General features: G+C 49.1%; 26 protein-coding genes. 11 read left to right on the forward strand and 15 right to left on the reverse strand.

Annotation, left to right across the window (positions count from 1 at the left end; translation table 11 throughout):
- Positions 1-174: 174 nt before the first annotated feature.
- The 4 genes from rplI to rpsF are packed head-to-tail and all read right to left on the reverse strand — an operon-like array spanning position 175 to position 2,414.
- A complete protein-coding gene (gene rplI / locus OIR97_RS07460) occupies positions 175-756 on the reverse strand; it encodes a 50S ribosomal protein L9 (RefSeq protein ID WP_169544942.1) in 582 nt (193 codons plus the stop codon).
- Entirely contained in the window at positions 756-1,709 is a 954-nt protein-coding gene (locus OIR97_RS07465; RefSeq protein ID WP_169544943.1) for a DUF2232 domain-containing protein, read from the reverse strand. The genes rplI and OIR97_RS07465 overlap by 1 nt, the downstream gene beginning before the upstream one ends.
- 40 nt (positions 1,710-1,749) lie before the next feature.
- Positions 1,750-1,983, reverse strand: coding sequence for a 30S ribosomal protein S18 (rpsR, locus tag OIR97_RS07470; protein WP_169544944.1), 234 nt, complete (start codon positions 1,981-1,983; stop codon positions 1,750-1,752).
- On the reverse strand, positions 1,983-2,414 hold the full coding sequence (rpsF, locus tag OIR97_RS07475; protein ID WP_169544945.1) for a 30S ribosomal protein S6: 432 nt from the start codon (positions 2,412-2,414) through the stop codon (positions 1,983-1,985). Before rpsF ends, rpsR begins: the two co-directional genes overlap by 1 nt.
- A gap of 203 nt (positions 2,415-2,617) precedes the next feature.
- Here rpsF and fabD point away from each other — a divergent pair, with 203 nt between their 5' ends.
- From fabD to gmk, 8 genes are all read left to right on the forward strand, one after another.
- Complete coding sequence (gene fabD, locus OIR97_RS07480) at positions 2,618-3,571, forward strand: ACP S-malonyltransferase (RefSeq protein ID WP_169544946.1); 954 nt, start codon at positions 2,618-2,620, stop codon at positions 3,569-3,571.
- A gap of 28 nt (positions 3,572-3,599) precedes the next feature.
- Positions 3,600-4,337, forward strand: coding sequence for a 3-oxoacyl-[acyl-carrier-protein] reductase (gene fabG, locus OIR97_RS07485; protein WP_169544947.1), 738 nt, complete (start codon positions 3,600-3,602; stop codon positions 4,335-4,337).
- 183 nt (positions 4,338-4,520) lie between these two features.
- Positions 4,521-4,754: an acyl carrier protein gene (locus tag OIR97_RS07490; protein WP_169544948.1), complete on the forward strand. Its 234-nt coding sequence runs from the start codon at positions 4,521-4,523 to the stop codon at positions 4,752-4,754.
- 51 nt (positions 4,755-4,805) lie between these two features.
- A complete protein-coding gene (gene fabF / locus OIR97_RS07495) occupies positions 4,806-6,065 on the forward strand; it encodes a beta-ketoacyl-ACP synthase II (RefSeq protein WP_169544949.1) in 1,260 nt (419 codons plus the stop codon).
- A gap of 21 nt (positions 6,066-6,086) precedes the next feature.
- Positions 6,087-7,070: an endolytic transglycosylase MltG gene (mltG, locus tag OIR97_RS07500; protein ID WP_169544950.1), complete on the forward strand. Its 984-nt coding sequence runs from the start codon at positions 6,087-6,089 to the stop codon at positions 7,068-7,070.
- A 72-nt stretch (positions 7,071-7,142) separates the two neighbouring features.
- Complete coding sequence (locus tag OIR97_RS07505; protein ID WP_169544951.1) at positions 7,143-8,270, forward strand: hypothetical protein; 1,128 nt, start codon at positions 7,143-7,145, stop codon at positions 8,268-8,270.
- Positions 8,271-8,360: 90 nt separating this feature from the next.
- A complete protein-coding gene (locus OIR97_RS07510) occupies positions 8,361-9,254 on the forward strand; it encodes a YicC/YloC family endoribonuclease (protein WP_169544952.1) in 894 nt (297 codons plus the stop codon).
- A 56-nt stretch (positions 9,255-9,310) separates the two neighbouring features.
- Entirely contained in the window at positions 9,311-9,916 is a 606-nt protein-coding gene (gene gmk, locus OIR97_RS07515) for a guanylate kinase (RefSeq protein ID WP_169545833.1), read from the forward strand.
- On the opposite strand, the gene rsmA is transcribed toward gmk, so the two are convergent.
- The 6 genes from rsmA to lptF all read right to left on the reverse strand — a co-directional run bounded on the left by rsmA (position 9,910) and on the right by lptF (position 17,492).
- A complete protein-coding gene (gene rsmA / locus OIR97_RS07520; protein WP_169544953.1) occupies positions 9,910-10,746 on the reverse strand; it encodes a 16S rRNA (adenine(1518)-N(6)/adenine(1519)-N(6))-dimethyltransferase RsmA in 837 nt (278 codons plus the stop codon). The two genes, gmk and rsmA, sit on opposite strands and share 7 nt — an antisense overlap.
- Positions 10,743-11,714 (reverse strand): 4-hydroxythreonine-4-phosphate dehydrogenase PdxA, encoded by a 972-nt coding sequence (gene pdxA, locus OIR97_RS07525; protein WP_169544954.1) that lies wholly within the window; start codon positions 11,712-11,714, stop codon positions 10,743-10,745. Before pdxA ends, rsmA begins: the two co-directional genes overlap by 4 nt.
- A 29-nt stretch (positions 11,715-11,743) precedes the next feature.
- The gene (locus OIR97_RS07530) at positions 11,744-13,012 is read right to left on the reverse strand and encodes a peptidylprolyl isomerase (RefSeq protein WP_169544955.1); all 1,269 of its coding nucleotides are present in this window, start codon (positions 13,010-13,012) and stop codon (positions 11,744-11,746) included.
- 91 nt (positions 13,013-13,103) lie between these two features.
- Entirely contained in the window at positions 13,104-15,266 is a 2,163-nt protein-coding gene (locus OIR97_RS07535) for an LPS-assembly protein LptD (protein ID WP_169544956.1), read from the reverse strand.
- Positions 15,267-15,270: 4 nt separating this feature from the next.
- On the reverse strand, positions 15,271-16,365 hold the full coding sequence (lptG, locus tag OIR97_RS07540; RefSeq protein ID WP_169544957.1) for an LPS export ABC transporter permease LptG: 1,095 nt from the start codon (positions 16,363-16,365) through the stop codon (positions 15,271-15,273).
- Positions 16,365-17,492, reverse strand: coding sequence for an LPS export ABC transporter permease LptF (lptF, locus tag OIR97_RS07545; RefSeq protein ID WP_169544958.1), 1,128 nt, complete (start codon positions 17,490-17,492; stop codon positions 16,365-16,367). Before lptF ends, lptG begins: the two co-directional genes overlap by 1 nt.
- Before the next feature lie 246 nt (positions 17,493-17,738).
- On the opposite strand from lptF, the gene OIR97_RS07550 reads away from it, so the two are divergent.
- Both OIR97_RS07550 and OIR97_RS07555 read left to right on the forward strand, forming a co-directional pair.
- On the forward strand, positions 17,739-19,247 hold the full coding sequence (locus tag OIR97_RS07550) for a leucyl aminopeptidase (RefSeq protein WP_169544959.1): 1,509 nt from the start codon (positions 17,739-17,741) through the stop codon (positions 19,245-19,247).
- 8 nt (positions 19,248-19,255) lie between these two features.
- Positions 19,256-19,705: a DNA polymerase III subunit chi gene (locus OIR97_RS07555; RefSeq protein ID WP_169544960.1), complete on the forward strand. Its 450-nt coding sequence runs from the start codon at positions 19,256-19,258 to the stop codon at positions 19,703-19,705.
- A 35-nt stretch (positions 19,706-19,740) separates the two neighbouring features.
- Here OIR97_RS07555 and OIR97_RS07560 read toward each other — a convergent pair whose 3' ends face one another.
- Positions 19,741-21,657 carry an ABC-F family ATP-binding cassette domain-containing protein gene (locus OIR97_RS07560; protein WP_169544961.1) on the reverse strand — a complete coding sequence of 639 codons (1,917 nt, stop codon included), beginning with the start codon at positions 21,655-21,657 and terminating at the stop codon, positions 19,741-19,743.
- A gap of 149 nt (positions 21,658-21,806) precedes the next feature.
- Between OIR97_RS07560 and ndk the strand changes: the two genes are divergently transcribed.
- Positions 21,807-22,229 carry a nucleoside-diphosphate kinase gene (gene ndk, locus OIR97_RS07565; RefSeq protein ID WP_169544962.1) on the forward strand — a complete coding sequence of 141 codons (423 nt, stop codon included), beginning with the start codon at positions 21,807-21,809 and terminating at the stop codon, positions 22,227-22,229.
- A 68-nt stretch (positions 22,230-22,297) separates the two neighbouring features.
- Here the strand turns inward: ndk and OIR97_RS07570 are convergent, their stop codons facing one another.
- From OIR97_RS07570 to bcp, 4 genes are all read right to left on the reverse strand, one after another.
- Positions 22,298-22,720 carry a bactofilin family protein gene (locus tag OIR97_RS07570; RefSeq protein ID WP_169544963.1) on the reverse strand — a complete coding sequence of 141 codons (423 nt, stop codon included), beginning with the start codon at positions 22,718-22,720 and terminating at the stop codon, positions 22,298-22,300.
- A gap of 23 nt (positions 22,721-22,743) precedes the next feature.
- Complete coding sequence (locus OIR97_RS07575; protein WP_169544964.1) at positions 22,744-24,198, reverse strand: M23 family metallopeptidase; 1,455 nt, start codon at positions 24,196-24,198, stop codon at positions 22,744-22,746.
- A gap of 116 nt (positions 24,199-24,314) precedes the next feature.
- Positions 24,315-25,127, reverse strand: coding sequence for a ferritin-like domain-containing protein (locus tag OIR97_RS07580; protein ID WP_169544965.1), 813 nt, complete (start codon positions 25,125-25,127; stop codon positions 24,315-24,317).
- Between the two features lie 11 nt (positions 25,128-25,138).
- Positions 25,139-25,600 (reverse strand): thioredoxin-dependent thiol peroxidase, encoded by a 462-nt coding sequence (gene bcp, locus OIR97_RS07585; RefSeq protein ID WP_169544966.1) that lies wholly within the window; start codon positions 25,598-25,600, stop codon positions 25,139-25,141.
- Between the last annotated feature and the right edge of the window lie 110 nt (positions 25,601-25,710).

A 25,710-nucleotide genomic window follows, 5' to 3' on the forward strand; every position in this document is an offset into this window, starting at 1 on the left:
GGCAGGTCATTGTCATCTTCAGCCCAATTTTTTAATTATGTGGATAACAGTTATTCACAGCCTGTGAATAATGTGGAAAACCAAAGGACGTGCTCTTTAAATCAGGCTCATCAGAGCAAAAAAAACGGCGCCTACACTGTGGCACCGTTTTTTTAATAATGCTGACTTCAACGATTATGAATCGTCTTCATCTTCATGTTCGTGCTCAGCAGTTGATTCAAAAACATCTGAGACAGCTTCGTCACGGCTATTGAGGGCAGCTTCCGCGGCTTCTTCAACAGATTCGCCACGTGCCTGAATTACCGCTTCTTCCTGTGAACGAGCAATGTTCACAGTAACTGAAACAGTTACTTCAGGGTGCAGGCGAATGCGTACTTCATGCAGACCCAAAGTTTTCAGAACTTTGTCCATGATGACCTGTTTACGGTCAACAGTGAAACCGGCTTCAGTCACAGAACGAGCAATGTCCTGTGTGCTGACTGAACCGTAGAGCTGCTGGCTTTCACTCGCGGCGCGGATCAGAATAACTGTTTCGCCATCAAGTTTGTCACCAACCGCAGACGCTTCTTCTTTGCGCTTCAGGTTGTCAGCTTCGAGCTGAGCCCGCTGCTTTTCAAAAATTTCAAGATTACTCTTGTTGGCACGAAGGGCTTTCCCTTGTGGCAACAGGAAGTTACGAGCGTAGCCGTTCTTTACATTAACGACATCACCCATTTGGCCGAGCTTTTCAACACGCTCCAGCAATACAATTTCCATCAGTCTTCCTCCTGATCGGGAGCCGCGGGTAAGCGACTTCTGAATCCAATCCAACTATCAACCAGCCCTAGCAAGGCAATTACTAAAGCCGGCCAGAACATTAAAATCACAATCAGATATACCGCCGTCAAAACCAACGACCGGTAACTCCAACTTACAGATACCTTATGGATCACAGCCATCCCTTGAAGGAAAAAGGCGATTTCCAGTGCTACAATGATCGCTCCCAGAAATGGATTTATCTGCTCAAGCACGAAGCTTAGAACAAGTCCCAGAATCGCGATAATCGCCATCCAGAGAGGTAACATAAATCCGGAAAATTCCGGGGTAGGGCGTACGTTCTTTTTAAATCGAACCAGAATACCTTGTGCAAGGCTTCCGCTTAGCAAAAGAACAACGCCCCAAATGGGACCAAAGAACTGCGGCATGAGCCAAACCAGTTCTTCCGCCGTCATAACGACCTTCAAACCACTCTGTTTATGAACCTGCTCCAGCATTAATTCACAAAGGCGAATAACAGCTGTCCGAAGTTCATCATCCATGTACAGCAAAATAAGCGCCATACTGGAAAGAGCGATGCAAACCAAAACCCAGCAGACCATAAGGTTGGAAGCCGGGTACCAGTTTACTTTACTTTCATCCTCACGCCATAAAAGCGCCTGTCGTACAAGAAAAACGATAGGCAGGCCGCAAGTCAGAACATAGGTAACACCGAATATCGGGTTTATGACAATCGCGGCGAAGACAACTGCGGTCAATACCGAGATCGAAACATTTGCCAGACCAAACCCTAATCCTGAAAGGAACAAAGGTAAGGTAGACAAGGTCATCAGGGCCAATGTCTGAAAAGCGTTCGCCGACCCAACCGGATTATTCGCACCGGGAACCGTAAGGTAGAGGATGCAAATACTGGCAATGCCAAATACGACGCTAAAACTGAGATCCCTGATCATAAATCCTTCAATCCGAAAAGTGTGATCCTTTCGGAGGTACCTATTTTACAACAAACGGCAGCAACGCGAGGTTGCGGGCCCGTTTAATTGCAGTTGCCAATTCACGTTGTTTCTTGGCTGAAACAGCAGTGATTCGGCTTGGCATGATTTTACCACGTTCGGAAACAAAGCGCTGAAGCAGCTTTACATCTTTGTAATCGATCTTTGGTGCACCTTCACCTGAAAATGGGCAGGTTTTACGGCGGCGGAAAAATGGACGACGTGCATCAGACATTATTCTTCCCCTTCTGCAGCAGTTTCAGTTGTTTCAGTGGTCGCTTCTTCTGTTGCGGCCTCTACTTTAGGTGCTTCTTCATCATCACGATCGCGGCGTGAGCGCTGGCTCTTGCTTTGCATCATGATAGAATCACCGTCTTCCAATTCGTCGACACGTAGTGTCATGTGACGCAGAACGTCTTCGTTCAGAAGAAGATTCCGTTCCATTTCCTTAACGGCAGGAATAGGAGCATCAAGATTTAGAAGAACATAATGGCCCTTGCGGTTTTTCTTTACTTTGTAGGCCAGGTTCCGAAGACCCCAGTTTTCTACTTTAGCAACTTTTCCGCCGCCTTCAGTGATGAAGTTGGACATTTCGTCTGTCAGAGTTTCTACCTGTTGGGTAGAGATATCCTGACGAGCAATAAATACTGTCTCGTAAAGAGGCATTGTTAAAAGCTCCTTATGGCTTATAAAAATCTGGTATTCACACAATTGCGAACAGAACAGATGTAGCCGACCTCCGCCGGCAAGGAGTTATTGAGGCCGCGGACTATACAGATTTGGGCAGTTTAATCAAGTAGGCTTGACAGGAAAAACTGAAGTAATATGACTGTCACATAAGACTCTCAATAAAATCGGATCAAATATTTATGAAACGTGCATTTGTTTTCCCGGGTCAGGGTAGCCAAACAGTCGGTATGGGCCAAGAGCTCGCCGCCGCTTTTCCTGTTGCCGCGCAGGTCTTTGAAGAGGTCGATGACGCTCTGGGACAGAATCTGACAAAGTTGATGTATGAAGGGCCAATGGAAGATTTGACCCTGACAGAGAATACCCAACCAGCGTTGATGGCGGTCAGTGTTGCTGTGGCCCGCGTTCTGGAAAGTGAAGGGAAATTCAAGCTAAGCGAAATTTCTGAGTTCGTAGCTGGACATTCGCTGGGAGAATACTCTGCGCTGACGGCTGTCGGTTCGTTACAGCTTGCAGATACAGCACGGCTGTTGAAAATCAGGGGCCGGGCGATGCAACAGGCTGTTCCCGTTGGCGTTGGCGCTATGGCCGCGTTGCTTGGGATGGATATCGGTCCCGTTGAGGAGCTGGTCAAGGAAGCTGCAGAAGCGAGTGGCGACGACGGGGTTTGCGTTGCGGCAAATGACAATGCCGATGGACAGGTTGTTTTGAGCGGAAACAAGGAAGCGGTCGAACGCGCCATCGAACTTGCGAAGGAAAAAGGCGTTCGCAAGGCAATGTTGTTGCCTGTAAGTGCCCCGTTCCATTGTCCGCTGATGCAACCCGCTGCGGATGCTATGGTAGAGGCGCTGTCATCTGTCACCATCGCACCGCCAACTGTGCCGCTGGTTGCGAATGTCACGGCTGATCAGGTTAGTGATCCTGAAATCATTCGCAAACTTCTTGTTGAGCAGGTTACGGGTCGGGTTCGCTGGCGCGAGTCTGTTCTGTATATGGGGAATCAGGAAATCGAACAATTGGTCGAAGTTGGTACCGGTAAGGTTCTGACGGCAATGGTTCGTCGTATCAATAAGGCGATGACAGGAACTGCCGTGCAGTCACCTGCTGATATTGAGGCCTTTTTACAAACCCTTTAAAAGACAATCAGGGACTTGGGAGAAATAGATGTTTGACCTTAGTGGTAAATGTGCGCTGGTTACGGGTGCATCGGGCGGTTTAGGGGCCGCGATTGCGCGTGATTTGCATGCTGCCGGTGCTGTGGTGGCTCTTTCGGGGCGTCGCAAGGAGGCGTTGCAGGAAGTTGCGGATCAACTGGGGGACAGGGTGCATGTTGTTCCGTGTGACTTGGGTGACATGGACGCCGTTGACAGCCTTATCAAGGATGCAGAAGCAGCGATGGGGCAGGTGGATATCCTGGTCAACAATGCTGGTTTGACGAAAGACGGTCTGGCCATGCGGATGAAGGATGAAGACTGGGACAGTGTTCTTGATGTTAATCTGAAAGCTGCGTTCAAGCTGTCAAAGAACTGCTTGCGCGGAATGATGAAACGGCGCAATGGCCGCATTATTGGTATTACTTCCATTGTTGGCGTAACCGGGAATCCCGGACAGATGAACTATGCCGCGTCAAAAGCGGGCATGATCGGGATGTCAAAATCACTGGCGCAGGAAGTGGCCGCGCGGGGGATCACGGTAAATTGTGTGGCTCCCGGTTTTATTGAAACAGCCATGACAGATGAATTATCTGATGATCAAAAATCCAATTTGCTGGGTGTCGTTCCTATTGGAAGACTGGGGGATCCAAAGGATATTTCCGCAGCTGTCCTGTATTTAGCGTCTGATGAAGCCGCGTATGTTACAGGCCAGACAATCCATGTGAACGGCGGCATGGCCATGATTTGAACAAAATCCGCTTTTATCTGATGCGTCAGAAAAAAGCGGATGATGACAGGTTTTCTTTGCATTAACTGTAAAGTATGTTAGGAACGCCGACAAAATTACATGACCTCTTGTTGCTTGTTTTTTTCGCATACTGGGGGTAATGAAGACTATTAACTATTTGCCGGAATATCTGAGGATTTACTAATGAGTGATACAGCCGCACGCGTAAATGCAATCGTAATCGAACACTTGGGCGTTGAAGAAGCCAAAGTTACTGAAACAGCAAGCTTCATTGATGATCTTGGCGCAGACAGCCTGGACACAGTTGAGCTGGTTATGGCTTTCGAAGAAGAGTTCGGTATCGAAATTCCTGATGATGCAGCAGAAAACATCAAAACAGTGAAGGACGCTATTTCCTTTATTGATGCGGCTCTCTAAGTCGATAGAGTGTTGAAACTGGTTTAATTTCTTTCTTCGATAGGTTTTGGTATGCGACGTGTTGTTGTAACAGGACTGGGTCTCGTGACGCCACTGGCGAACGGTGTGAAGCCTAGCTGGAACAGACTGATTAATTCAGAGTCTGGCGCGGGTATGATAACCAAATTTGATACGGAAGGTCTGGCTGTAAAGTATGGCTGTGAAGTTCCTGTCGATGAAAGTCATCCAGATGCCTTTCGGGCCGACGATTTGTTGGCCCCGAAAGAGCAGCGCAAGCTAGATAGTTTTATTATCTATGGCATCGCGGCTGCGGAAGAAGCGATTATAGATTCTGGTTGGAAGCCTGAAACAGAAGAACAGGCTTACCGGACCGGCGTTTCAATTGGTTCAGGTATCGGTGGATTGCCGTCCATCGAAGAAAACTCCATCAAGCTTTTTGAAAAAGGACCGCGGCGCATTAGCCCGTTCTTTATTCCAGGCGCCCTTATAAATCTGGTGTCTGGTCAGGTTTCCATTCGTCATGGATATAAGGGTCCTAATCATGCTGTTGTAACGGCTTGTTCAACAGGGGCCCATTCCATTGGCGATGCCGCTCGCATGATCAAAGATGATGATGCGGATGTGATGGTTGCTGGTGGTGCCGAAGCGGCCATGTGCCGGATCGGGTATGCGGGATTCTCGTCTGCAAAGGCCTTGTCCTCCAATTTCCATGATGATCCGACCCGTGCATCCCGTCCTTATGACAAGGAACGCGACGGATTTGTTATGGGTGAAGGGGCCGGTGTTGTTGTTCTTGAAGAATATGAACACGCTAAAAAACGCGGCGCTAACATTTATGCGGAAGTGATTGGGTATGGCTTGTCAGGCGATGCTTATCATATTACTGCGCCAGCCAGCGATGGCAGCGGCGGGTATCGTGCCATGCAGATGGCTCTGAAAAAATCTGGCTTGAACACAGACGAAATTGGCTACATTAATGCCCATGGTACTTCAACACCACTTGGTGATGAAATTGAAGCTGGTGCCGTCAAACGGTTGTTCGGTGCCAATTCAAACAGCCTAGCAATGTCTTCGACAAAATCAGCCATTGGCCATTTGTTAGGGGCCGCGGGTGGCGTTGAGGCGGTGTTCTCAATTCTTGCCATGACGGAAGGTGTTTTGCCACCGACCATTAACCTGGATAATCCATCAGACGGTCTTGATCTGAACCTTGTGCCGAATGTGGCGCAGGAAGCAAAAGTCGATGCGGTTCTGTCTAACTCGTTTGGCTTTGGCGGTACAAATGCCAGCCTTGTTATGAAACGGGTTTAACCCAGGTATTCAGGGGTCATTATGAAGCGGTTCTTCTTCTTCATATTGGCCCTTTTTATTCTCTTCAATTTAGTACTTGGTGGTTTGGCCGCCTATGGCTGGGATCTGTTTACAAAGCCGGGACCCCTTGCGACCGAAACTGAGCTGGTGCTTAAAAAAGGGGCCGGGCTGCGCGCCATTGCGGCCCAGTTGGAAGCTTCTGGCGTCATTCACGATGACATCGCTTTCATGTTTGGTGTTCGTCTTAACGAACAGGGGAAAAAACTCAAAGCAGGCGAATATCTTTTTCCCGCAGCCATTAGCGGTGAAGACGTAATGAACCTACTTGTCGCCGGTAAAACAATCGCACATTTCATTACCATTCCTGAAGGGCTGCAAAGCCGTGAAGTTGCGGCTCTTATCCGGAATGCGCCTGTTCTGGAAGGCCCCTTGACCGTCTCAATTCCCGAGGGTTCAATCCTCCCCGAAACGTATCATTTTACCAGAGGGGACACTCGAAACGATCTGGTGAAGCGGATGCAGCGGGCCCTTCAAAAGACGCTGGACGATTTGTGGGCATCTGCGCCAAAAAACCCTTTGATAAAGTCCAGGCAGGATTTGTTAATTCTGGCGTCAATTGTCGAAAAAGAGACAGGCGTTGCATCGGAGCGGGGTCGGGTTGCGGGGGTATTTCTCAATCGGTTAGCCCGTAAAATGCGGCTACAGTCAGATCCAACGGTCGTCTATGGGATAACCAATGGTCAGAAGGATCTGGGGCGCGGTATTTCTAAAAAGGATCTGGCGACCGTGAACGACTATAACACCTATATCATACCATCGCTGCCTAAAGGTCCGATCTGTAACCCCGGCCTTGATAGCTTAAAGGCGGTGCTCAATCCTGTAGCGTCCAAGGACCTTTATTTTGTCGCCGATGGAACCGGCGGGCATGTTTTTGCAAAAACCCTTGCTGAACATAATCGCAACGTCCGAAATTGGCGCAAAATCGAAAGAAGCCGAAAAAAATAATCCGCTGAAAAGGCACAGATACAAGCCTAAGACGTCTTGTATGCAGGTCTTCAATAAAAACGGTGTTGGATTATGTCGGTTACAAATGATTCTATTCAAACTCTGTTAAAGCAACGCCGCGAATTGCGTGAGTGCTTGAAAGAGCTGCGGGTCGAAATTTCCAATTTAAACGGCAAAGCGCAAACCCTTTCCGATGCGGCACTGGCGGGAAATGCCCCGCCAGGTGCTGTTGTGGTGCAGGATGGGGAAACCGCCCGGATTGAAGACCAAAGCGGCTCTGTGACAGACATTGACGCCACAAATGCCCCTGAATTGTCCCCGGTGCCCTTGGGCATGGGGCAAAAGGCCGATGCGGTATCGGAGAACCTGATGGGTGAGGGAGACCCGAAGGAAACCAAAAGCGAGCCGGCTTTATTGTCTAAAGAGCAACCGCTAGAGACGCCGGCCGAGACGCCTTCGCCTGCGCGGAAGAGGGATATTGAGGACGACGCCGATGGCAGGGACCTTGATCTTGAAGAATTGATCACGCAGGCGTCGCTGCTGTGTGGGTATTTGTTAAATCATCCCAGTCAGATCGGGCATGCTAAACTTGAACAGCTTGATCTTGCCTTGGACAGTTGCTTGAAAACTCAGGACGAGGCTTATTCACAAAAACAGATTTCTGAGTTGAAAGCTGCATTTCGCGCCGTATCAACGGCTTGTTTTGACGAACAACGCGTAAATGGGCAGTCTCTCCTTGATAGTGAAGGATCAACAGGCTTGTTATGGGGGGTGCCCTTTTTAATCGGTATTTTAACGCTGATCCTGTTCCCGCTTGTTCTGCTGTTGCAATCGGTGTCGGCCCAAATGTTTGTCGATACTTTCGCGCAACAGGTAAGCCTTTTGATGGACGCTTTGATAACCGCCTTATGGGGTGGGGTTGGGGCTCTTTCCTGTACAAGCTGGATGATTGCAAGAAAAGTTTGTAAGTCTCAGTTTCTCCGGTCCGACTATCCGGACATATTCCTGCGTTTTGCCCTCGGCGGTGTCTTGGGACTGGTCGCATTTCTATCACTTCTCTGGCTTACACCGGTGCATGATTTTTCCAGCACCCTGATTTTTTCAATGGCAGGGTTCGCGTTTGGTATTCCTTCTGCGCGCTTTTTCAGTTTTTTGTCAAAGCTTTTTGTCGGTGCTGGCGCCAACAAAAAAAGATCATGAGTTAACGCCGAGAGCGCGTTGCTTTCTTGTCCTGAAGTCGAATTAAAGTTATATACTTTCACCGATTTTATTTTAGGAATGCGAGGCAACGTGAGTTTAAAGAGCATGACCGGCTTTGCCCGTTCCAGTGGCAGCATGGCCGACTTCTCCTGGTTGTGGGAACTAAAAAGTGTGAACGGCCGGGGACTGGAAATACGTTGTCGGGTGCCCAATGGCTTCGATGCCATTGAAACCACTGCCCGCAAGCAGCTGAAAGCGACCTTTCACCGCGGTAATATCAATCTGCATTTGCAGCTTAACCAGAATTCAGGACAATCTGTTAATCAGGTGAATATGCAATTCCTTGAGGAGTTGCTGGAACTAGCCTCTGATCTGGTTGAAAAGGGGAAGGCTGAAAAGCCGAGAGCTGATGGCTTGCTGGCGCTGAAGGGCGTGATTGAAAGCAGTGACCAAACAGAAGATGAAGACCAGCATGCTCAGCTAGAGCAGGCATTGCTTGCCTCTTTGAATGAGGCAATAGAGAAACTGGATGCCTCCCGGGCAGAGGAAGGAGCACAGCTTCTTAAAATTCTGCTGGGACAAGTTGATGAAATTTCCGATTTGGTTCAAAAAGCTGAAACATCGGCGGCACGGCGACCTGAACGGGTTCAGGAGCGGCTGCGCAAGCAGATAGAGATGATCCTGAGCGATGGTGTCGCAATGGATGAAGGGCGGCTTGAGCAGGAGCTTGCCGTTCTGGCGACCAAAGCTGACGTCGCGGAAGAACTTGACCGTTTGCGGGGGCATATTGAAACGGTTGAAGGGCTGCTAGCGAACAAACAGGATGGGCCCATCGGGCGGCGTCTGGACTTTATTTGCCAGGAATTTAATCGGGAAGCCAATACACTTTGCTCAAAGGCCGGGGACAAAGAATTGACCAAAGTGGGGCTTGATCTGAAAGTGGTCGTTGATCGCCTTCGTGAACAAACGCAAAATATCGAATAGGACAAGACGTGTCAGAAGTTGAAGTAGAAACGATTGAAATTGAACGGCGTGGCTTGATGCTGGTGTTATCCTCACCGTCTGGCGCCGGAAAGACCACTATTTCCAGATCTCTTTTGGAAGAAGATGACGACCTGTCCATGTCGGTTTCTGCCACGACCCGCGCCCCGCGCCCGGGAGAGGTGGAAGGCAAAGACTATTACTTCATGCAACCTGTGGATTTCAATTTATTGATTAACCGGGATGAGCTTTTGGAACATGCCAAAGTTTTTGATCATTACTATGGCACCCCGAAGAAGGCCGTTGAAGAGGCCTTGAAGGCCGGCAAGGACATTCTGTTTGATATTGACTGGCAGGGCACACAACAACTGGCCCAGAAGGCTGGAGACGATTTGGTCAGTATCTTTATTCTACCGCCATCAACGCAGGCATTGGAGCAACGCCTGAAAACGCGGGCACAGGATAGTGACGAGGTCGTTGCCAAAAGAATGTCAAAGGCATCAGAAGAGATCAGCCACTGGGCGGAGTATGATTACGTCGTGGTCAATGATGATATTGAGCGTTGCCGCTCCGAAGTCAAAGCAATCCTAAAGGCAGAACGGGTCCGTAGAAATCGCAGAACCGGCCTTTTGACATTTGTGGAACAATTACGCGAAGGTTACTGACGCGCCCGGTATATTTCTGATAGCCTGCAGAAATCTTCGACGGAAAGCTCTTCGGCTCTCAATGTCGGCTTGATCCCGGCAGCTTCCAAAGCCTCCTCTGCCGAGCCGCCAAGGCTCTTCAGGCTGGCCCGCAGCATTTTTCGCCGTTGCCCAAAGGCAGCGGCAACAACTTTTTCCAGAGTTTTGAGATCTGCAGGGAAATCCGGCTCACTTTTGGGGACCAGCTTTACAACCGTACTGACAACTTTGGGCGGTGGGGTAAACGCCTTTGGCGAGATATCGAACTGTTTGGAAACAGTGCAAAGCCACTGACTGATGATTGATAAACGGCCATACGCTTTACTGCCCGGCGACGCAGTAATCCGGTCTCCTACCTCTTTTTGAAACATCAGGGTCATCGACTTGAACTGGTGCCGGTTTTTCAGCCATTTGATCAACAAGGGGGTGGCCACATTATAAGGAAGATTTGCAATAATATGGGCCCGTTCCGGCAGTAATTCATCTTCTGATATTTTAAGGGCGTCGCCTTCAATCACGGTCAGGCGATTGTCAAAGGCTTCGGAAACTTCAGCAAGTGCAGCGAGGCACCGCGTGTCTTTTTCAATGGCGAAAACCTGTTTTGCACCTTGCGCCAAAATGGCGCGGGTGAGGCCTCCGGGACCGGGCCCGATTTCAAGAACAGTTTCGCCTTCAAGCCTCCCCGGACAGCGCGCTATCCTGCCGGTGAGGTTAAGATCCAGCAGGAAATTTTGCCCCAGAGACTTTTCTGCGCGAAGCCCGTGGCGGTTAATAACCTCCCGTAACGGTGGCAGCGACGAGCCGTCAGTCATCCTGAATTCCTTGTGTGAGACGCCATTTCACCGGCCAATTTAAGGGCTGCAATAAGGCTGGCTGGGTTTGCAATGCCTTTGCCTGCGATATCTTCTGCGGTCCCGTGATCCGGCGAGGTTCTAATGATTGGAAGACCCAGCGTTACATTGACCCCGTTGTCAAAGTCGATGGTTTTGATGGGGATAAGCGCCTGGTCATGATACATGCAAATTGCGGCATCATAGCCGGCCCGTGCCGCCGCATGAAACAACGTATCCGCCGAGCTAGGACCCGTAATATTGAGGCCTTCATTTCGCAGTTTATGAATAACCGGAATGATGACTGTCTGTTCTTCATTGCCAATGCTGCCCCCTTCGCCTGCATGCGGGTTTAAACCCGCAACGACGACGTTGGGTTTTTTTAATCCAAAACGGGTTTTCAGATCTGCTTCTGTGGTTCTGATAACATGCTCAAGAAGGTCAGGTGTCAGGGCCGAGGGTACATCGGTAATCGGAATATGAATGGTCGCGGGGACAACTTTCAAGCTGTCACACGCGAGCATCATGACGGCCTTTCCCGAGCTGTGGGTCAGTTCCGCAAGATATTCCGTATGGCCCGGATGCTGAAAACCTGCATCATATAGTCGCTTTTTTTGGATCGGATTTGTGACAACGGCGTCTACCTCGCCCGACAGGCAAAACCGGACAGCGGTTTGGATGGCCTGTAATGTTGCCTCAGCCTCGGTTGACGCAGGGCCGGTATCATAAACGGGCAGCGCGTTTTCAAAGACAGAAGGGGCATTGCTTAGATCGCCGATAACCTTGAAGGGAATGACATCCTGTAGACTTTTTTCAATAATCCGGCGATCACCGATCAGGCAAAATACCGGAAGAGAGGTCTCCCGTCTTTTAGACCAGGCTTTTGCGGAAATTTCGATACCGATCCCTGCAGGGTCGCCCATGGTCAAAGCCAATATCTTTTCCGACATTGTCCCGTCTTTCTATAGAGTGAACATAATTAACGTGTCTCGATGGTGGCTTCCTGTTGCAGGTCTTTCAGATACCGACGGGCACGTGCCTCGATCCGTTTAACACCGATCATCTGACGGATGGCATCTTCGCTGTCTCCCTGACTATTCTGGTCACGGCGATCACATACTATGAAAATACGATACTTATCTTTGTCCAAAAACGGCGCACTTGCCTGACCCGGTTCCAAATCCTTTACAAGGTTTCGGAATTTTTCAGGTAGGTTTTTCAATTGAACGCGACCCATTTTGCCACTTTCAGTCGTCGCAATTTCGCTGAGCATCGCCGGTACATAATTGCAGCTATCAATGAACTTGCTTAGCGAATTGATCAGCTTTACCTGACTGTTTTCCTGCCCGGTCTTTTTCGCGGGTGTCAGCGGGATGACGAGCTGGCTTAGTTCCAGCGTCGCGTTGCTGGTTGTGTCGCCCAAAATTTGACGGATGTCACGAACAGCAATCATGTAATAGCCATCCGATGTCCGAATGGCAGAGGAGACACGCCCCTTTTTGATGCTGCCGACTTCTGCCGCAACTTCTGGCGGCAGGTCTTCAGCCATCGTCCAGCCAATGTCACCGCCTTTTGCAGCTGTTGGTCCTTGACTGAATTGCGAGGCTATCCGCGGGAAGGGTGTGCCACTTTTCATCTGTTCCCGCAACTGACCGAGCAATTCCCGGATCTTAGGCTCGTCCGTTTGTCGTTCCACAGGGACATAAATTTCACTGATCAGGTACTCGTTTTTGCCTTTGTTTTCGCGCATTTTCTTTTGGGCAGCTTCGATTTCCTCATCTGTGACACGAACCCGTGGGCTGATCCGACGCCGGATAACTTTATCCCAAGCCAACTGTCCGCGAATTTGCTCCAGCAGGGTATCGATGGAAATATTACGATTTGCGAGGATCGTATCCAGTTGTCCTGAAGGAATGTTATTTTGTTTTTCCAGGCGATCAACGGCCTGGTTCATTTCCAGATCTGTCACAGTGAGGTTGTAGCGCGCGGCCTCCTGTAACTTCAGGCGTTCGTCAATCAAGCGCCGCAAGGTTGGATTGACCAACTCCTGACGGGCTTTTCGGCTATCCCGAATGCCAGACATCAAAATTGTCAGTGAAATCCGTTGAACCAGATCATAACCGGAAATTACTTCATCGTTCACAACAGCGACAATTTTCTGCACCTCTTGCGCCTTGACTGCCATAGCATTCAGGGAAAGAAAGGCGGCGACAATAAGGGAGCCTATTAATGTGCGAAGCGTGATCATTCGAGTTCTCGATACTTAACTTAATCAGTTGTTAGACAGCAGTCTGAATTTACATGAGGATACCACCACATGCAGGGATTTGTGAACCTTATCAATTGAACGGAAGCAATCTTATTCTGAAACCAACTTCTGTTGAAGGTTTAACATTCCGGTCGCGGGTGAATTTACGTTTAAGTTCGATCGCAAAACCAAAGCATTCGTCCAGATATTCCAGACCCAGTTGAGCATCAATTGACCCGCCGTCACTTTCCAGATTGCGGCGATACTGGCCATATGTACTCCAAAATTCACTCAATTTTATACGGCTCGCTGTATAAACCTCGTTCCGCTTTTCAACTTCAACAGCTGAAAGGTCATCCCGCAAGCGAAGATAGCCAACTTCAAACCAGGTATCATCTGTTCCAAGGCGAAATTCAATTTCATTTCGATCAAGGTTAAGGTCATCCTGATCAATCCGCACCCGTTGTGTATATTTAACAAAATCCGTGGGTTGTACTTCTAGTCTGGCGACGTAATCAGACAGTTCATCCTCAAGCCCGGTTCCTTCGTCAAAGCTGGTTTCATTGTCCAGATGCAGGCTTTGGCCCAACAACAAGGTCGTATAACCACCACCAGAGCCATAAAAGCCCAGATTGATGCCATAGTTCAGGCGAGGTCCTTCCTCAACACGGTCAAGGCCCGCATAGCGGTTGGAGCCGAAAAGATTGGTGTCATCAAATTCAAAGCTGAGACTGTCTTCGTTTGGCGTGTTTTTACTGCCAAGCGCTTCTGACCATACTGCTTCAACCACAGGCTCGATCATTTGACGGGTATTTCCGGCGTGGCGAACAAAAGGGTAATTCCATTTTACAGACAGAGACGGAATGATACGGCCGGTGAAATCATTTGTTGTTTCACTTGTCGTATCAAACGGGTTCTCCAGTTGGTCCTGGGTATAGTAGAGGTCACCACGAATATTCGCATCCAGAGTGATGACCTGGCCGCTGGGCGTTGTATAGGGCAGATGCCAGCCGCCACTCGCTGATACTCTCGATGTATCCTGTCCCGACGTACGGAACAGCGTCAACGCATCGACATTCGCATCAAATCGCGCACCGTATCTATCTGGTTCGCCCACATAGGAATATTCAAGCCAGGCCGGCACGATTGGAATGTCACCCGAATTATCGTCTGCGTTCAGACCCTGGAAGCCCCAGGCACTTATTGACGTATAATTTCGGCCTCGCAAGCCTTGTATATAAGCTGTTGACGTGAGCGTATCCGCATCACTGATGTCATACTTTTCAAGATAGGTATCGTCGTTGGTCACGAATGTGTCGAAGCCCCAGCTCCATGTTGAATTAACTTGGAATTGGCCGTTGCCGCGAAAATGACCCAGAAATTCTTTATCACCGGTTTTGTCATCATTATTATCGCGCTCCTCCACATAGGTTAAGGAGCCGTCCAACTCAATATTGCCTTTTCTGAAAGCCTGCCGGTATTCCGTTGCAACCTGAAGGCCGGCTTTGGTTGTCGCTGTTGGTGTGACAGTCAGATCCTTGTCTTCGGAAATCACATAATAATAAGGAACGGATATCCCGTAACCCAGATCAGATGAGTTTTTAAACGAAGGCGCCAACAGGCCACTTAGTCGATCAACGGTTGGGTCCGGATGACTGAAATAGGGGGTATAAAGAACAGGAACGCCATAAAATTCCATAACGGCATGCCGGTATGTAATGGTTTTGGAGAGCTTGTCATGTTCGACTTCTGATGATTTCGCCTGCCAAAGAGGGGCAGCGTTGCGGTCGGTCTCACAAATCCGGCAGGTACTGTAGACCGCGTTGTTCATGATAACCGTGTTTTCGTCTACTCGAACGGCGCTCTGGGCCGCCAGTCTGGAATTATCTGTAAACAACACCCGAATATCCCGGATTGCCCCGGTTTTCAGTTCGTTCTGTAATTCCACTTTGTCCGCAAAGACAACTTCACCGCTTGGTTCCAGTAAGGCAATGTTGCCGACGGCCTCGATTGTATCCTGACGGACGTTGTAAATGACTTTGTCTGCTTTGAGGACCCGCTCTCCCTGGACAATCTCCACGGAGCCAATGGCTGTGACAATTTCGTTCTGCTTGTCATATTCAATTTTGTCAGCAGAAAACAACGACTCTTTATCAAGTCCGGGAACGGACGGCTGATCTGCTGCAAAAGCGCCCGGCAGATGTGCGATCGTCAGCATGGTTGTTGTCAGGAGGATACCCAATAATCCCTTCATACGCTTAACCATCCTCCAAATGAAACATCATCGCCAGTCCTAACAATGTAATCGTGATTGCAGGTGACCATGCCGCGAGGGGGATAGGAAGGTTTCCTGACATACCAAGTGCTTGGATAATATCGGTAAAGAAATAAAATACAAAGCCTGTTGCAATTCCGGACATCACAAGCAGTCCGGTATGCCCTCGTCTTGTCGCGCGCAGACTAAAGGTCGCTGCGACCAGAACCATGGCTAGAAGCAACACGGGACCGGCAATCAGGCTATGCCAGTATAAACGATGGCTGAGCGCCGAGAAACCCGCCTCTTCAAGAGTGTCGATAAATTCAGGGAGGTCCCAGAAGGACAATGTCTTGGGAGAGGCAAAGCTTTCCTGAATTTGATTGACAGTCAGCGTCGTCTCCAAACGCATATAATCCTTAACAACACCCGGGAGGTCTGGGCTTGTCATCAGAACATTATCAAGATCCCAGTAACCTTGCCGAAGGCGGGCGCGTTCTGCTTCAATCCGCCCGGTAAACTGTTCGTTTTTATCATACTGGAAAATAATCACATCCGTCAGGTCGACACCTTGATTGATCGCGCTTCTGGCATGGATGACAGAGAGACCGCTGTCATCTACCTGACGTAACCAAAGATCTTTTGAGGAGATCATGAGGAGATTGGTGCGTTTTTTGAAATATTTCGCATCCATTTGCGCAGAATAGGATTCCATTGTCGCCGCCACGGGATTGACGACTGTCAGGACAAATATGCCAAAGAACAGGGAAATCATTAAACAAGGTAACAAAAATTGCCAAACGGACACGCCGGTTGCCCGAATAACCGTGAGCTCGTTTGTACGGGACAGCCTGAAGAATGTCAGCATGCCGCCAAACAGGGCAATAAAAGGCAGCAGTTTCTGAGTGAGGTCAGGCAGGCGCAACAAGACCATCTGCAGGACGATAAAAACCGTAATGTTGTCTTTACCGCTTGCTCGGCGGAGAAGTTCAATCAGATCCGCTAAAAAGATAATGGAAACCAGAACCCCTAGGATAATTCCCACATTTTTTAAAAACTGTTTTCCCATATAAAAGGAAAGTGTCCCCCAAAGCTTCATCAGTCGGCGCTCCCGCTTAGCATGGTTGCGCTGTTACTTGCAGCCGGTTTTGACCGGAAGAAATTTCCGCCGCTTGCCAAATGGGCGGTGATAGCCGCGGCAACGATGGGCGTGACGTATAAAATCGGCGTTAGCCAAGGGGCACTGCCCGCAAGACTAAATAAGACCATGGCGAGGACAATCAGCAATACGCCCGATACGGCAGCTGTTAATATGGGTTTTATGCGACTTCTTCTGGTAAATTCGCCTGTATTTACTCCGGCGATCCCAATAAAAATAAGACTGATGGCATAGAGCGGTAAAACGATGCGCTGATGAAGCTCGGCCTTGATTTTGTTGAGATTTCGGCGCGTGTCTACAGAGTCTTCCGGCCATAGCAGCTCATTCAGGTACCGAGCGTTTGGTTCCAGCCATCTGACACCGCCCTTTTTCTCAAACTGGCTGATATCCAATGTATAGTCATCGAAATACAGAATGCTGAGTTTGGCGAGGTCCTTTTTTACTTCCTGCAAGTTGCCCTTTTTCATGACGAAGCGCGGTCCACTTTCGGTTTTTACAAATGCACCTTGCTCGGCCATGTAGGTGACCGGCTTTGTTGGATCGCGTTCGTCATGAACAAGAATGCCCAGCAGTTCCCCCGTGGAGGACTTTTCCCGGATATAAACGGTAACACCCCGGGCCAATGTATTGAACACACCTTCGCGCAGTACAACAGACGCAAGACTTTCCCGCCATTCGACCCTGAGTTCATCCAGGACGCGAATGCCATAGGGGCTGAGCACAAAGCTGATGATATACAGAAACAGCATGACCGAAAACCCCAGATACATTGCGGGTTTTGCGAGCGCCCATTTGCTTAGGCCGGCCGCCCACATAACGACCAGTTCGGATTCTGAATAGAGTTTGTTAAAGGCAAACAGAGTTCCAAAAAACAGGCTCAGAAGGAGTGTATATTTCAGGATGCCCGGCAGCAGCAGTACTGTTAAATACAGAAAAGTCGAGATCGGTAATCCGTTGATCAGTTTTTCAACAAACTTTAATGACTGTGACAGCCATATCACCCCGGTCAATGCGAAGGTGATAAAGATAAGCGGAGCCAACATTTGGCGGATTATGTACCGGTTCATATTCGTCATGGGCGGAAGTATAGCGAATGATTTTTTATTCGCCACACAGAAGCATCATAAATGCACTGAAAATTCGCTGAAAGACGAACAAATAGTCTGAAAATGAAAGAGGTTAGTCGTTGGATGTTCTTTCAAGGGGTGAAAAAGGACGTCATTGCCGGTTGCGGCAATCGGGATGCTGGGGTAAGGATTAAGGTCAGATTGAATTGAAATATGAAAACATCCAAAAGAAATTAGGTATTGAAAATGAAATTCGCCTTTTCCGAAATCTCACTTCCAAAGCGTGGATCGTTGGCTGTTCCGGTCTATGCGGATAACAGTTTTTCTCCGATGACCAAAGAGGTCGATGACTTAACCGGGGGCGTCTTGTCACGTGCGCTGGAAACCAGTCGATTTAAAGGCAAAAAAGGGGATTTGCTGGAAATTCTGGCCCCCAATGGTCTGGACGTTTCCCGTGTGGTTCTGTTCGGGATGGGAGAAAGCGAAAAAATTGGTCAAACAGATCTGGAAGATCTGGGCGGACGCCTTGTTCAAAAACTTAACAGTTCCGGTGCACGGAATGTAACGGTTATTCTGGATGGGTTAGGGGAATGCGCTGTCAAGGATAGTGACGCCGCAGCCTTTGTGGCTTTTGGCGCTAAATTGGCAGCTTACCGTTTTACCCGCTACAAAACAGAAGATGATCCTGCCGCTGAACCATCTCTGGTTCGGATGACGGTTGCCTGTAAAACATCCGCCGGTGCCCGTAAAACATTTATCGACCTTGAAGCTGTTGCTGAAGGCGTTTTCATGACACGTGATCTCGTCAGTGAACCTGCAAACACGCTGCATCCTGAAACCTTCGCCGAGCGATGCAAAGAGTTGACCGACCTTGGTGTTGAGGTTGAAATCCTTGACGAAGACAAAATGCGCCGCTTGGGAATGGGTGCCCTTCTCGGCGTTGGCCAAGGCTCTGTGCGAGAAAGCCAGATGGTTATTATGCGCTGGAACGGTGCATCTGGTAAGAAAAGCGCCCGTAAACCGATTGCTTTTGTTGGTAAAGGTGTCTGTTTTGATACCGGTGGTATTTCTTTGAAACCGGGACCCGGTATGGAAGAAATGAAATGGGATATGGGCGGTGCCGGTACTGTTACAGGTCTCATGAAGGCGCTTGCCGGGCGAAAAGCCAAAGTCAATGTGGTCGGTGTTATTGGTCTGGTGGAAAATATGCCAGACGGTAATGCGCAACGCCCGGGCGACATTGTGACTGCAATGTCAGGAACCACGATTGAAATTTTGAATACGGATGCCGAAGGGCGCTTGGTTCTGGCCGATGCGCTTTACTATACGCAAGACCGGTTTGAGCCTGAAATCATGATTGATCTGGCTACGTTGACGGGCGCTATTATTATTTCGCTGGGGCATGAAAATGCCGGGCTGTTTTCAAATGACGATGCGCTTGCTGATAAAATCTATCAGGCGGGGACACGTGTCGGTGAAGGCGTCTGGCGTCTTCCGATGTCTGATAAATATGCAGAACAGGTGAAGTCACCGATTGCAGACCTTCAGAATATCGGGACCGGGGGGCGTGGTGCAGGGTCCATTGTCGCGGCTGAATTCCTGAAAAAGTTCGTGGGTGATACACCTTGGGCACATATTGATATTGCAGGTATGGCCTGGTCCAAGAAAGACACGCCAACTGTTCCAAAAGGCGGAACCGGTTATGGCGTTCGTTTGCTCGATCGGTTTGTTCGGGACAATTACGAAGGGAAATAAACGCCCTGATGACAGAAGTCAGTTTCTATCATCTACAGGCTGAGCCTCTAGAGCGTGCCCTGCCTCGGTTGCTTGAAAAAGTAAGTGAGCGGGGTATGCGGGCGCTTGTTCGCTTCAAAACAGAAGATCTACAGGATCAGTTGAATACAGCGCTTTGGACTTATTCCGCAAGGTCATTTTTACCGCATGGCACTGCGCAAGATGGACCAGCAGACCAACAGCCAATTCTTCTGGCGCTGGAGGAAGAAGAAAACCTGAATCGTTCGGATGTATTGGTTTTGTTGGAAAATAGTGACGCCACCGATCTAAATGATTTTGAGCGGTGCCTGTATATGTTCGACAGCAATGATGACGCGGCGCTGGACGCAGCCCGTGATCGTTGGAAACAGTTTAAATCTGACGGCGTGAGCGTTACCTATTGGCAGCAGACGGAAACCGGCTGGCAGAAAAAGGCCTGACCCGCAGGCCACCCGGATCGGCCCCAAGCCGTCCCTCAGAGGGACGGACTTTTCAGGCTTTCCAATTCATCAGAGGCAATCATCCACTGCTCTTCGGCAGCCTCAAGGTCACTTTTTAATTTTCCGATTTTTTCAACCAACTCGGCCTGGTAGTCTGCGCCCTTGTCATAAGTTTCCGGGGACGCCAGCACGGTTTCAAATTTTTGAATATCTTGTTCTAGTTTTTGAACAACCTTCTCTAACCGATTGACTTCTTTCTTCTTTGGGGCAAGCGCTGCCCGCGCATTGGCGCGAGCCTGTCGGGCTTCTTTGTTGCTTAGCTTAGGCGCAGCGGGCTGTTGCTGGATGGCTCCCGGAGGCGCCATTTTTTTACCTGATGCCGCCGCACGTGCCTGATCAAGTACATATTTTTTATACTCTTCCATGTCGCCTTCATAGGGCGCGACACCGCCGTCACCGACCAACCAGAGACGGTCAGCCACCAAACTCACCAAATGAGGATCGTGACTGATAAGAAGCACAGCACCGTCAAATTCGTTCAGGCCCTGAACCAAAGCTTCGCGCGCATCAACATCCAGATGGTTTGTCGGCTCGTCGAGGATCAGAATATGTGGTTTTTCGATAGAAAGCAGACAGAAGTTCAGACGAGCTTTTTCACCACCGGATAATTGCGCAACAGCTACATCGGATTTGTCTCTTGAAAAACCGAACTTGCCGAGTTTTGCGCGAACCTTTGGTTCCGTGGCGTTGGGCATGATTTCAGCAAGATGCTGATACGCTGACTCGTCAGGGCGCATTTCGTCCAGCTGGTGCTGGGCAAAGAAACCGATTTTAAGCTTGTTGGACTTTTGCAATTGACCAGACTGTGTTTTAAGGCGTCCGGCGATGAGCTTGGCAAAAGTGGACTTACCATTTCCGTTTGATCCCAACAATGCGATACGGTCGTCCATATCAATTCGCAGGTTGAGGTTTCTTAAAACAGGTTTGTCTACCGTATATCCGACCTGACAATCTTCCATTGCCAATATTGGCGAGGACAGCGGATCAGGTGAGGAGAAGTCAAAGCTGACTGTATATTCTTCCATTACGGAGGCGATGGGCTTCATTTTTTCAAGCATTTTTACACGGCTTTGCGCCTGTTTGGCTTTCGATGCCTTTGCCCGGAAACGATCAACAAAAGATTGCAGATGCTTTCTTTGTGCTTCCTGTTTTTTGGCCATACCGGCCGCTAAGGCAAGTTTCTCGGCCCGGGTTTTCTCGAAGAAATCATAGTTGCCCGAATATTTATGAAGCTTCAGCTCTTCCAGATGCACAATGGTTTCTGCCACGTTGTTAAGCAGATCGCGATCATGACTGATGATAATCAATGTGCGTTGATAGGAGCGTAGAAAATTCTCAAGCCACAATGTGGCCTCAAGATCGAGATAGTTGCTTGGCTCATCAAGGAGCAGTAGATCAGGTTCCGCAAAAAGCGTTCCAGCAAGGGCAACCCTTGTTCGCCAGCCACCAGAGTAAGACGCGCAGGAACGTTGCTGTGCGTCGTGATCGAAACCAAGACCTGCCAGAATTTTTGCGGCCCGGCTTTCGGCTGTGTGCGCGTTGATGTCTGCAAGGCGGGTGTGAATTTCGGCGATCCGTTCCGGATCCGTTGCTGTTTCGGCTTCTTCCAGCAGGGACTTTCGTTCCAGGTCCGCATCGAGAACAGTCTGCAGCAGGCTTTCCGGACCGGAAGGGGCTTCCTGGGGCAAAATACCCAGCCGTGCGCCGTTCCGCAGGCGAATGTCGCCGCTGTCATGATGGAGTTCCCCGGTGATCAGCTTGAACAAAGTGGATTTACCCGTCCCGTTGCGACCAACAAGGCCAACCTTGTGTCCGAGGGGAATATGGATGGATGCCTCTTCAAGCAGAGTTCTGCCGGCAATTCTGAATGTAATATCTTGGATTTGTAACATGGGAGGGTATCTATCAGGCTTTATAGGATCAGAACAGGAAAATAGCCGCCTATTGGTGAAAAAAACCGTAAATCAGTTGCAGGGCGCGGCTAGTCCCGCTATAAGGCGCGCAATAACGAATTTTTCCCAACATAACCAGAGTGATCACAATGGCTATTGAACGTACATTTTCTATCGTAAAACCAGACGCAACCCGCCGTAACCTGACAGGTGCTGTTTGCGCCAAGCTGGAAGAAGCTGGCCTGCGCATCGTCGCGCAGAAGCGTATTCAGATGACCCGCGAAAATGCAGAAACTTTTTACGCAGTTCACAAAGAACGCCCTTTCTTCGGCGAACTTGTTGATTTCATGATTTCCGGTCCTGTTGTTGTACAGGTTCTGGAAGGTGAAAACGCGATTGCTAAAAACCGCGAAGTTATGGGTGCAACAAACCCAGCTGACGCTGCGGAAGGTACAATCCGTAAAGAGTTTGCAGAAAGCATCGAAGCAAACTCAGTACACGGTTCAGACAGCGCAGAAAATGCTGCTATCGAAATCGCGTATTTCTTTGCTGGCGCTGAAATCGTTGGCTAATACGGACGTCAATCCGACTAAGAAAGGCCCCGGTTCTCGGGGCCTTTTTTCGTGGTTCTATGGTTCTGTTATTCGCTGATCGTTTTTTCAGCTTCAGAGAATAAGGCAATCGGTTCTGCTGCTTCGCGCGGGTTATCACTATGTTTGCAGTGACCATCAATTTTGGCACCGGGTTCGATGCTTAAAGATGAATTGATGACATCGCCCCGAACGCTGGCTGAGCTGGAAATAGTTACACTGTTACCCTTGATGCCGCCATCGACCTTTCCGCGTATTAATATTTCACCCGCATCGATTTCACCTGTCACATGAGCGGTTTCCCCAATGCAAAGGGTTTCCGCTGAAATATCGCCTGTGACAATGCCATCGACCTGCAATTCACCATCGCAATTCAGGTTTCCCTCAATCACAAGACCTTTTGCGATAATGGATGGCATCCCATCCTGTGGCACATTACTTTTACCTTTTTTATCACCGGTTCCTGAAAACATTCGGGTGTTCCTTTAAGAATGGACTATTCGGTTTCTTTCGGGGCTGACTGGAAGGCATAGTTTCCTGCTTTAAAAAACTTTGCCGGATCCTGTGGTTTACCGTTGTATCGAATTTCGTAATGGACGTGGCGGCCCGTGCTTCTGCCGGTTGACCCCATTTTACCAATTTTTGTTTTGAACTCTATCTGTTCACCGCGTTTAACATATATTTTCTTCAAATGCGCGTAGCGGGTTTTAAAGCCCTGTCCATGGTCGATCTCGACCATCAGGCCATAGGCCCCATCCCGGCCTGCCTTACTGACCACGCCCGGCGCAGTTGAATAGATAGGTGTGTTTTTTGGGCCGCTGATATCCATACCCGCATGAAAGGCCCGTTTCTTGCGAATGGGATCCCGACGCATGCCGAAACTTGATGATACAAATCCAACATCCGTTGGGCGGCTTAAAGGAATATTTTTCATGATGGAGTTCAAAGAGGTCCATTTGGCCAAGCTCAGTTCCATCTTCTGCGCATTGTCATAATAGTCCTGTTCGGCTTTCAAAGCGTTCTTTGCGCCAGACAGGCCGTAGTAGGGGCCGCCTTTTCCTTCAATATTATCCAATGACAGGATATCGTCCGGATCAAGCCCTGTTAGGGTAATGGTTTCCTTCAGGGCATCAATTCCCTGCACAGCCTGTTCATGAACACGGGCAATCAATTCCTTGTTTTCAGTGGAAATTGTATGCAGGCGGGATTCAAGGCTGGCAATTTGCGATTTAAGTTTGCGCTCCGCCGCCTCTTTTTTCCGCTGGCTTTCTTCAAACGCATTTAACCGTTTTTTTGTTGATTGAAGGCGATTGTAAATTTCGTCCTTGCTCGATTGAAACATCTGGAGTTCCCGGTTAAGGGAAGACAGCTTCTTTTGGGCAATCAGTTTGGCTTCGGCAAACTGGTCGCGCTCTTCCGTGGTATGGTAGAGCGCTTTGTTCATCTTTGTGATTTCCAGAGACAGATTTTCGCTGCGCTCATTCGTCATTTTCAGCTTGTCAGTCAACAGACTGATCCGGTTTTCCAGATCGCGCGCATATTGATCCCGGCTATCAAGATCATGGGCCGTTTGTTTGAGGTTGGCGGCCGCTGTCTGAAGGGTGCTTTCAAGCGTTTGACGTTCCGTCAGAATTTCTTCCAACCGGGCATATTGTTGATCCAGTTCGGTTTTGGTGAGCTGTAGGTTGGATCGAGACAGCAATAAATTGGAAGAAACAGTGCGGACTTTTTCCTGCAATAGATCCAGCTGATTACCCTGAAAAGCAAGCTGGTTGCTTTGTTGAGTATGGCTGACAAGTAGTCCGGCAACCAGTGCCAACGAAGAAAAACCCAAGAGAGCCGCAGACATTTGTGCCCGGCTACTGATCTTGAAATGCTTCAAGTGACCTTGAGAACTGATGATGATTTGACGTTCAACAAAAATCCTGCTTATCACAGGTCTAAACTTCATGAAATTCCCCATAGAATTGTCTGGCATAATCCCCTTGCCAAGCCCGCGCCTATTAAACTGATTTTTAGAAAAAATTCAACTCTTCCACGACGGATTAATGAATAAGAGAGGAGATGTCATGGCTTGATGTTTTCTTTGAAAGAAAGCGGAATATAGTACTCTGACGGCATATCGGCCTGTTGCCGTGCTTCCTCATTAAATGGTGGTTTTAAAAGGCCTTTGAAGTTCTTTCGAACTGTTTTCTGCCAGTATTCTTTTGGATCTAAATTAGTTTTGCGGCACATAAATTGAAACCACCTGTTGCCTGTCGCCACATGTCCGATCTCTTCTTCCAGGATAATTTGTAGGATATCGGCACTTTCCATATCGCCAATTTTCGCGAATCGCTTGATCATGCCCGGTGTTACATCCAGGCCTCTGGCTTCCAGAACCATGGGGACAACTGCAAGTCTGGCAGATACATCATTCCGGGTGGTGAAGGCGGCTTCCCACAACCCGTCATGGGCGGGAAAATCACCGTAGCAGTAGCCAAGTTGCTCAACACGATCGGACAAAAGGCCGAAATGTTTACCTTCTTCGTCCGCGACACGCACCCAATCGTCGTAAAAGGCTCGCGGGAATTTCTCCTCGGTAAAACGGGCAATCATATCCCACGCAAGATCAATGGCGTTTAATTCAATATGCAAAACGGCGTGCAGCAGGGTTGCCCTTGCTTCTGCGGATTGCCCCCGGCGCCTGGGCATTTCTGTTGGGGAGATGAGCTCGGGCCGGGGAGGTCTTGCTGGACGGTCGGGGATGCCAGAAGGCGTTCCAACCGGCATTAGCGGGTCCACACGCCAGGCTTCCGCCGCCCGGCGGCTTAACGCTGCTTTTTTAGCAGCATCAGCGGTTTTCAGAACCTCTAGTGCCAGATCACATAATGTTGTCATGAACGGCAAACTTAACGTTCTTTTGCGGCGTCCAGCACAGCCTCGACATGTCCTTTGACTTTAACTTTACGCCAGATTTTTTGAACAATCCCTTCGGCGTTAATAAGAAAGGTAGCCCGTTCAATGCCCATATATTTTCGGCCATACATATTCTTTTCGACCCAGACACCAAAGGCGTCGCAGGTTTCACCGTTTTCATCGCTTGCCAGAATAACCGATAGATCATGTTTGGCACGGAACTTTTCATGCTTTGCAATCGGATCCTTGGAGACGCCAATGATTTTTACATCCAAAGCGGAGAATTCTTCAGCCAGTTCGGTGAAGCCTTTTGCTTCTGTCGTGCAGCCCGGCGTGTCATCCTTAGGATAAAAGTACAAAACATATTTTTGTCCTTTCAGCGCTTCTGATGAAAGAGTGCCTTCTGTATCGGTTGGCATGCTGAATTGGGGGACCGGTGTACCTTCTTCTGTCATTCTTGCCTCTTTATTTGAACGGTTTGCTGTTTCTCACTTAGCAGTGACAGGCTGCATATACAAGTCTACCCTCGGATTGGTTCGCAAGCGGATCGCAAAATGAACAAAAA

Source organism: Sneathiella aquimaris (genome assembly GCF_026409565.1).
GTDB lineage: Bacteria > Pseudomonadota > Alphaproteobacteria > Sneathiellales > Sneathiellaceae > Sneathiella > Sneathiella aquimaris.

Excerpts from the sequence above, each read along its gene's own strand:
- OIR97_RS07575 (WP_169544964.1), bottom strand. The coding sequence starts at position 24,198 with ATGAAGTTTAGACCTGTGATAAGCAGGATTTTTGTTGAACGTCAAATC.
- rpsR (WP_169544944.1), bottom strand. The coding sequence starts at position 1,983 with ATGTCTGATGCACGTCGTCCATTTTTCCGCCGCCGTAAAACCTGCCCA.
- lptG (WP_169544957.1), bottom strand. The coding sequence starts at position 16,365 with ATGAAGCTTTGGGGGACACTTTCCTTTTATATGGGAAAACAGTTTTTA.
- OIR97_RS07490 (WP_169544948.1), top strand. The coding sequence starts at position 4,521 with ATGAGTGATACAGCCGCACGCGTAAATGCAATCGTAATCGAACACTTG.
- mltG (WP_169544950.1), top strand. The coding sequence starts at position 6,087 with ATGAAGCGGTTCTTCTTCTTCATATTGGCCCTTTTTATTCTCTTCAAT.
- bcp (WP_169544966.1), bottom strand. The coding sequence starts at position 25,600 with ATGACAGAAGAAGGTACACCGGTCCCCCAATTCAGCATGCCAACCGAT.
- fabG (WP_169544947.1), top strand. The coding sequence starts at position 3,600 with ATGTTTGACCTTAGTGGTAAATGTGCGCTGGTTACGGGTGCATCGGGC.
- OIR97_RS07530 (WP_169544955.1), bottom strand. The coding sequence starts at position 13,012 with ATGATCACGCTTCGCACATTAATAGGCTCCCTTATTGTCGCCGCCTTT.
- OIR97_RS07580 (WP_169544965.1), bottom strand. The coding sequence starts at position 25,127 with ATGACAACATTATGTGATCTGGCACTAGAGGTTCTGAAAACCGCTGAT.
- fabF (WP_169544949.1), top strand. The coding sequence starts at position 4,806 with ATGCGACGTGTTGTTGTAACAGGACTGGGTCTCGTGACGCCACTGGCG.
- pdxA (WP_169544954.1), bottom strand. The coding sequence starts at position 11,714 with ATGTCGGAAAAGATATTGGCTTTGACCATGGGCGACCCTGCAGGGATC.
- rplI (WP_169544942.1), bottom strand. The coding sequence starts at position 756 with ATGGAAATTGTATTGCTGGAGCGTGTTGAAAAGCTCGGCCAAATGGGT.
- OIR97_RS07550 (WP_169544959.1), top strand. The coding sequence starts at position 17,739 with ATGAAATTCGCCTTTTCCGAAATCTCACTTCCAAAGCGTGGATCGTTG.
- ndk (WP_169544962.1), top strand. The coding sequence starts at position 21,807 with ATGGCTATTGAACGTACATTTTCTATCGTAAAACCAGACGCAACCCGC.
- gmk (WP_169545833.1), top strand. The coding sequence starts at position 9,311 with ATGCTGGTGTTATCCTCACCGTCTGGCGCCGGAAAGACCACTATTTCC.
- OIR97_RS07535 (WP_169544956.1), bottom strand. The coding sequence starts at position 15,266 with ATGAAGGGATTATTGGGTATCCTCCTGACAACAACCATGCTGACGATC.
- OIR97_RS07555 (WP_169544960.1), top strand. The coding sequence starts at position 19,256 with ATGACAGAAGTCAGTTTCTATCATCTACAGGCTGAGCCTCTAGAGCGT.
- OIR97_RS07505 (WP_169544951.1), top strand. The coding sequence starts at position 7,143 with ATGTCGGTTACAAATGATTCTATTCAAACTCTGTTAAAGCAACGCCGC.
- OIR97_RS07570 (WP_169544963.1), bottom strand. The coding sequence starts at position 22,720 with ATGTTTTCAGGAACCGGTGATAAAAAAGGTAAAAGTAATGTGCCACAG.
- OIR97_RS07465 (WP_169544943.1), bottom strand. The coding sequence starts at position 1,709 with ATGATCAGGGATCTCAGTTTTAGCGTCGTATTTGGCATTGCCAGTATT.
- OIR97_RS07560 (WP_169544961.1), bottom strand. The coding sequence starts at position 21,657 with ATGTTACAAATCCAAGATATTACATTCAGAATTGCCGGCAGAACTCTG.
- rsmA (WP_169544953.1), bottom strand. The coding sequence starts at position 10,746 with ATGACTGACGGCTCGTCGCTGCCACCGTTACGGGAGGTTATTAACCGC.
- rpsF (WP_169544945.1), bottom strand. The coding sequence starts at position 2,414 with ATGCCTCTTTACGAGACAGTATTTATTGCTCGTCAGGATATCTCTACC.
- fabD (WP_169544946.1), top strand. The coding sequence starts at position 2,618 with ATGAAACGTGCATTTGTTTTCCCGGGTCAGGGTAGCCAAACAGTCGGT.
- lptF (WP_169544958.1), bottom strand. The coding sequence starts at position 17,492 with ATGAACCGGTACATAATCCGCCAAATGTTGGCTCCGCTTATCTTTATC.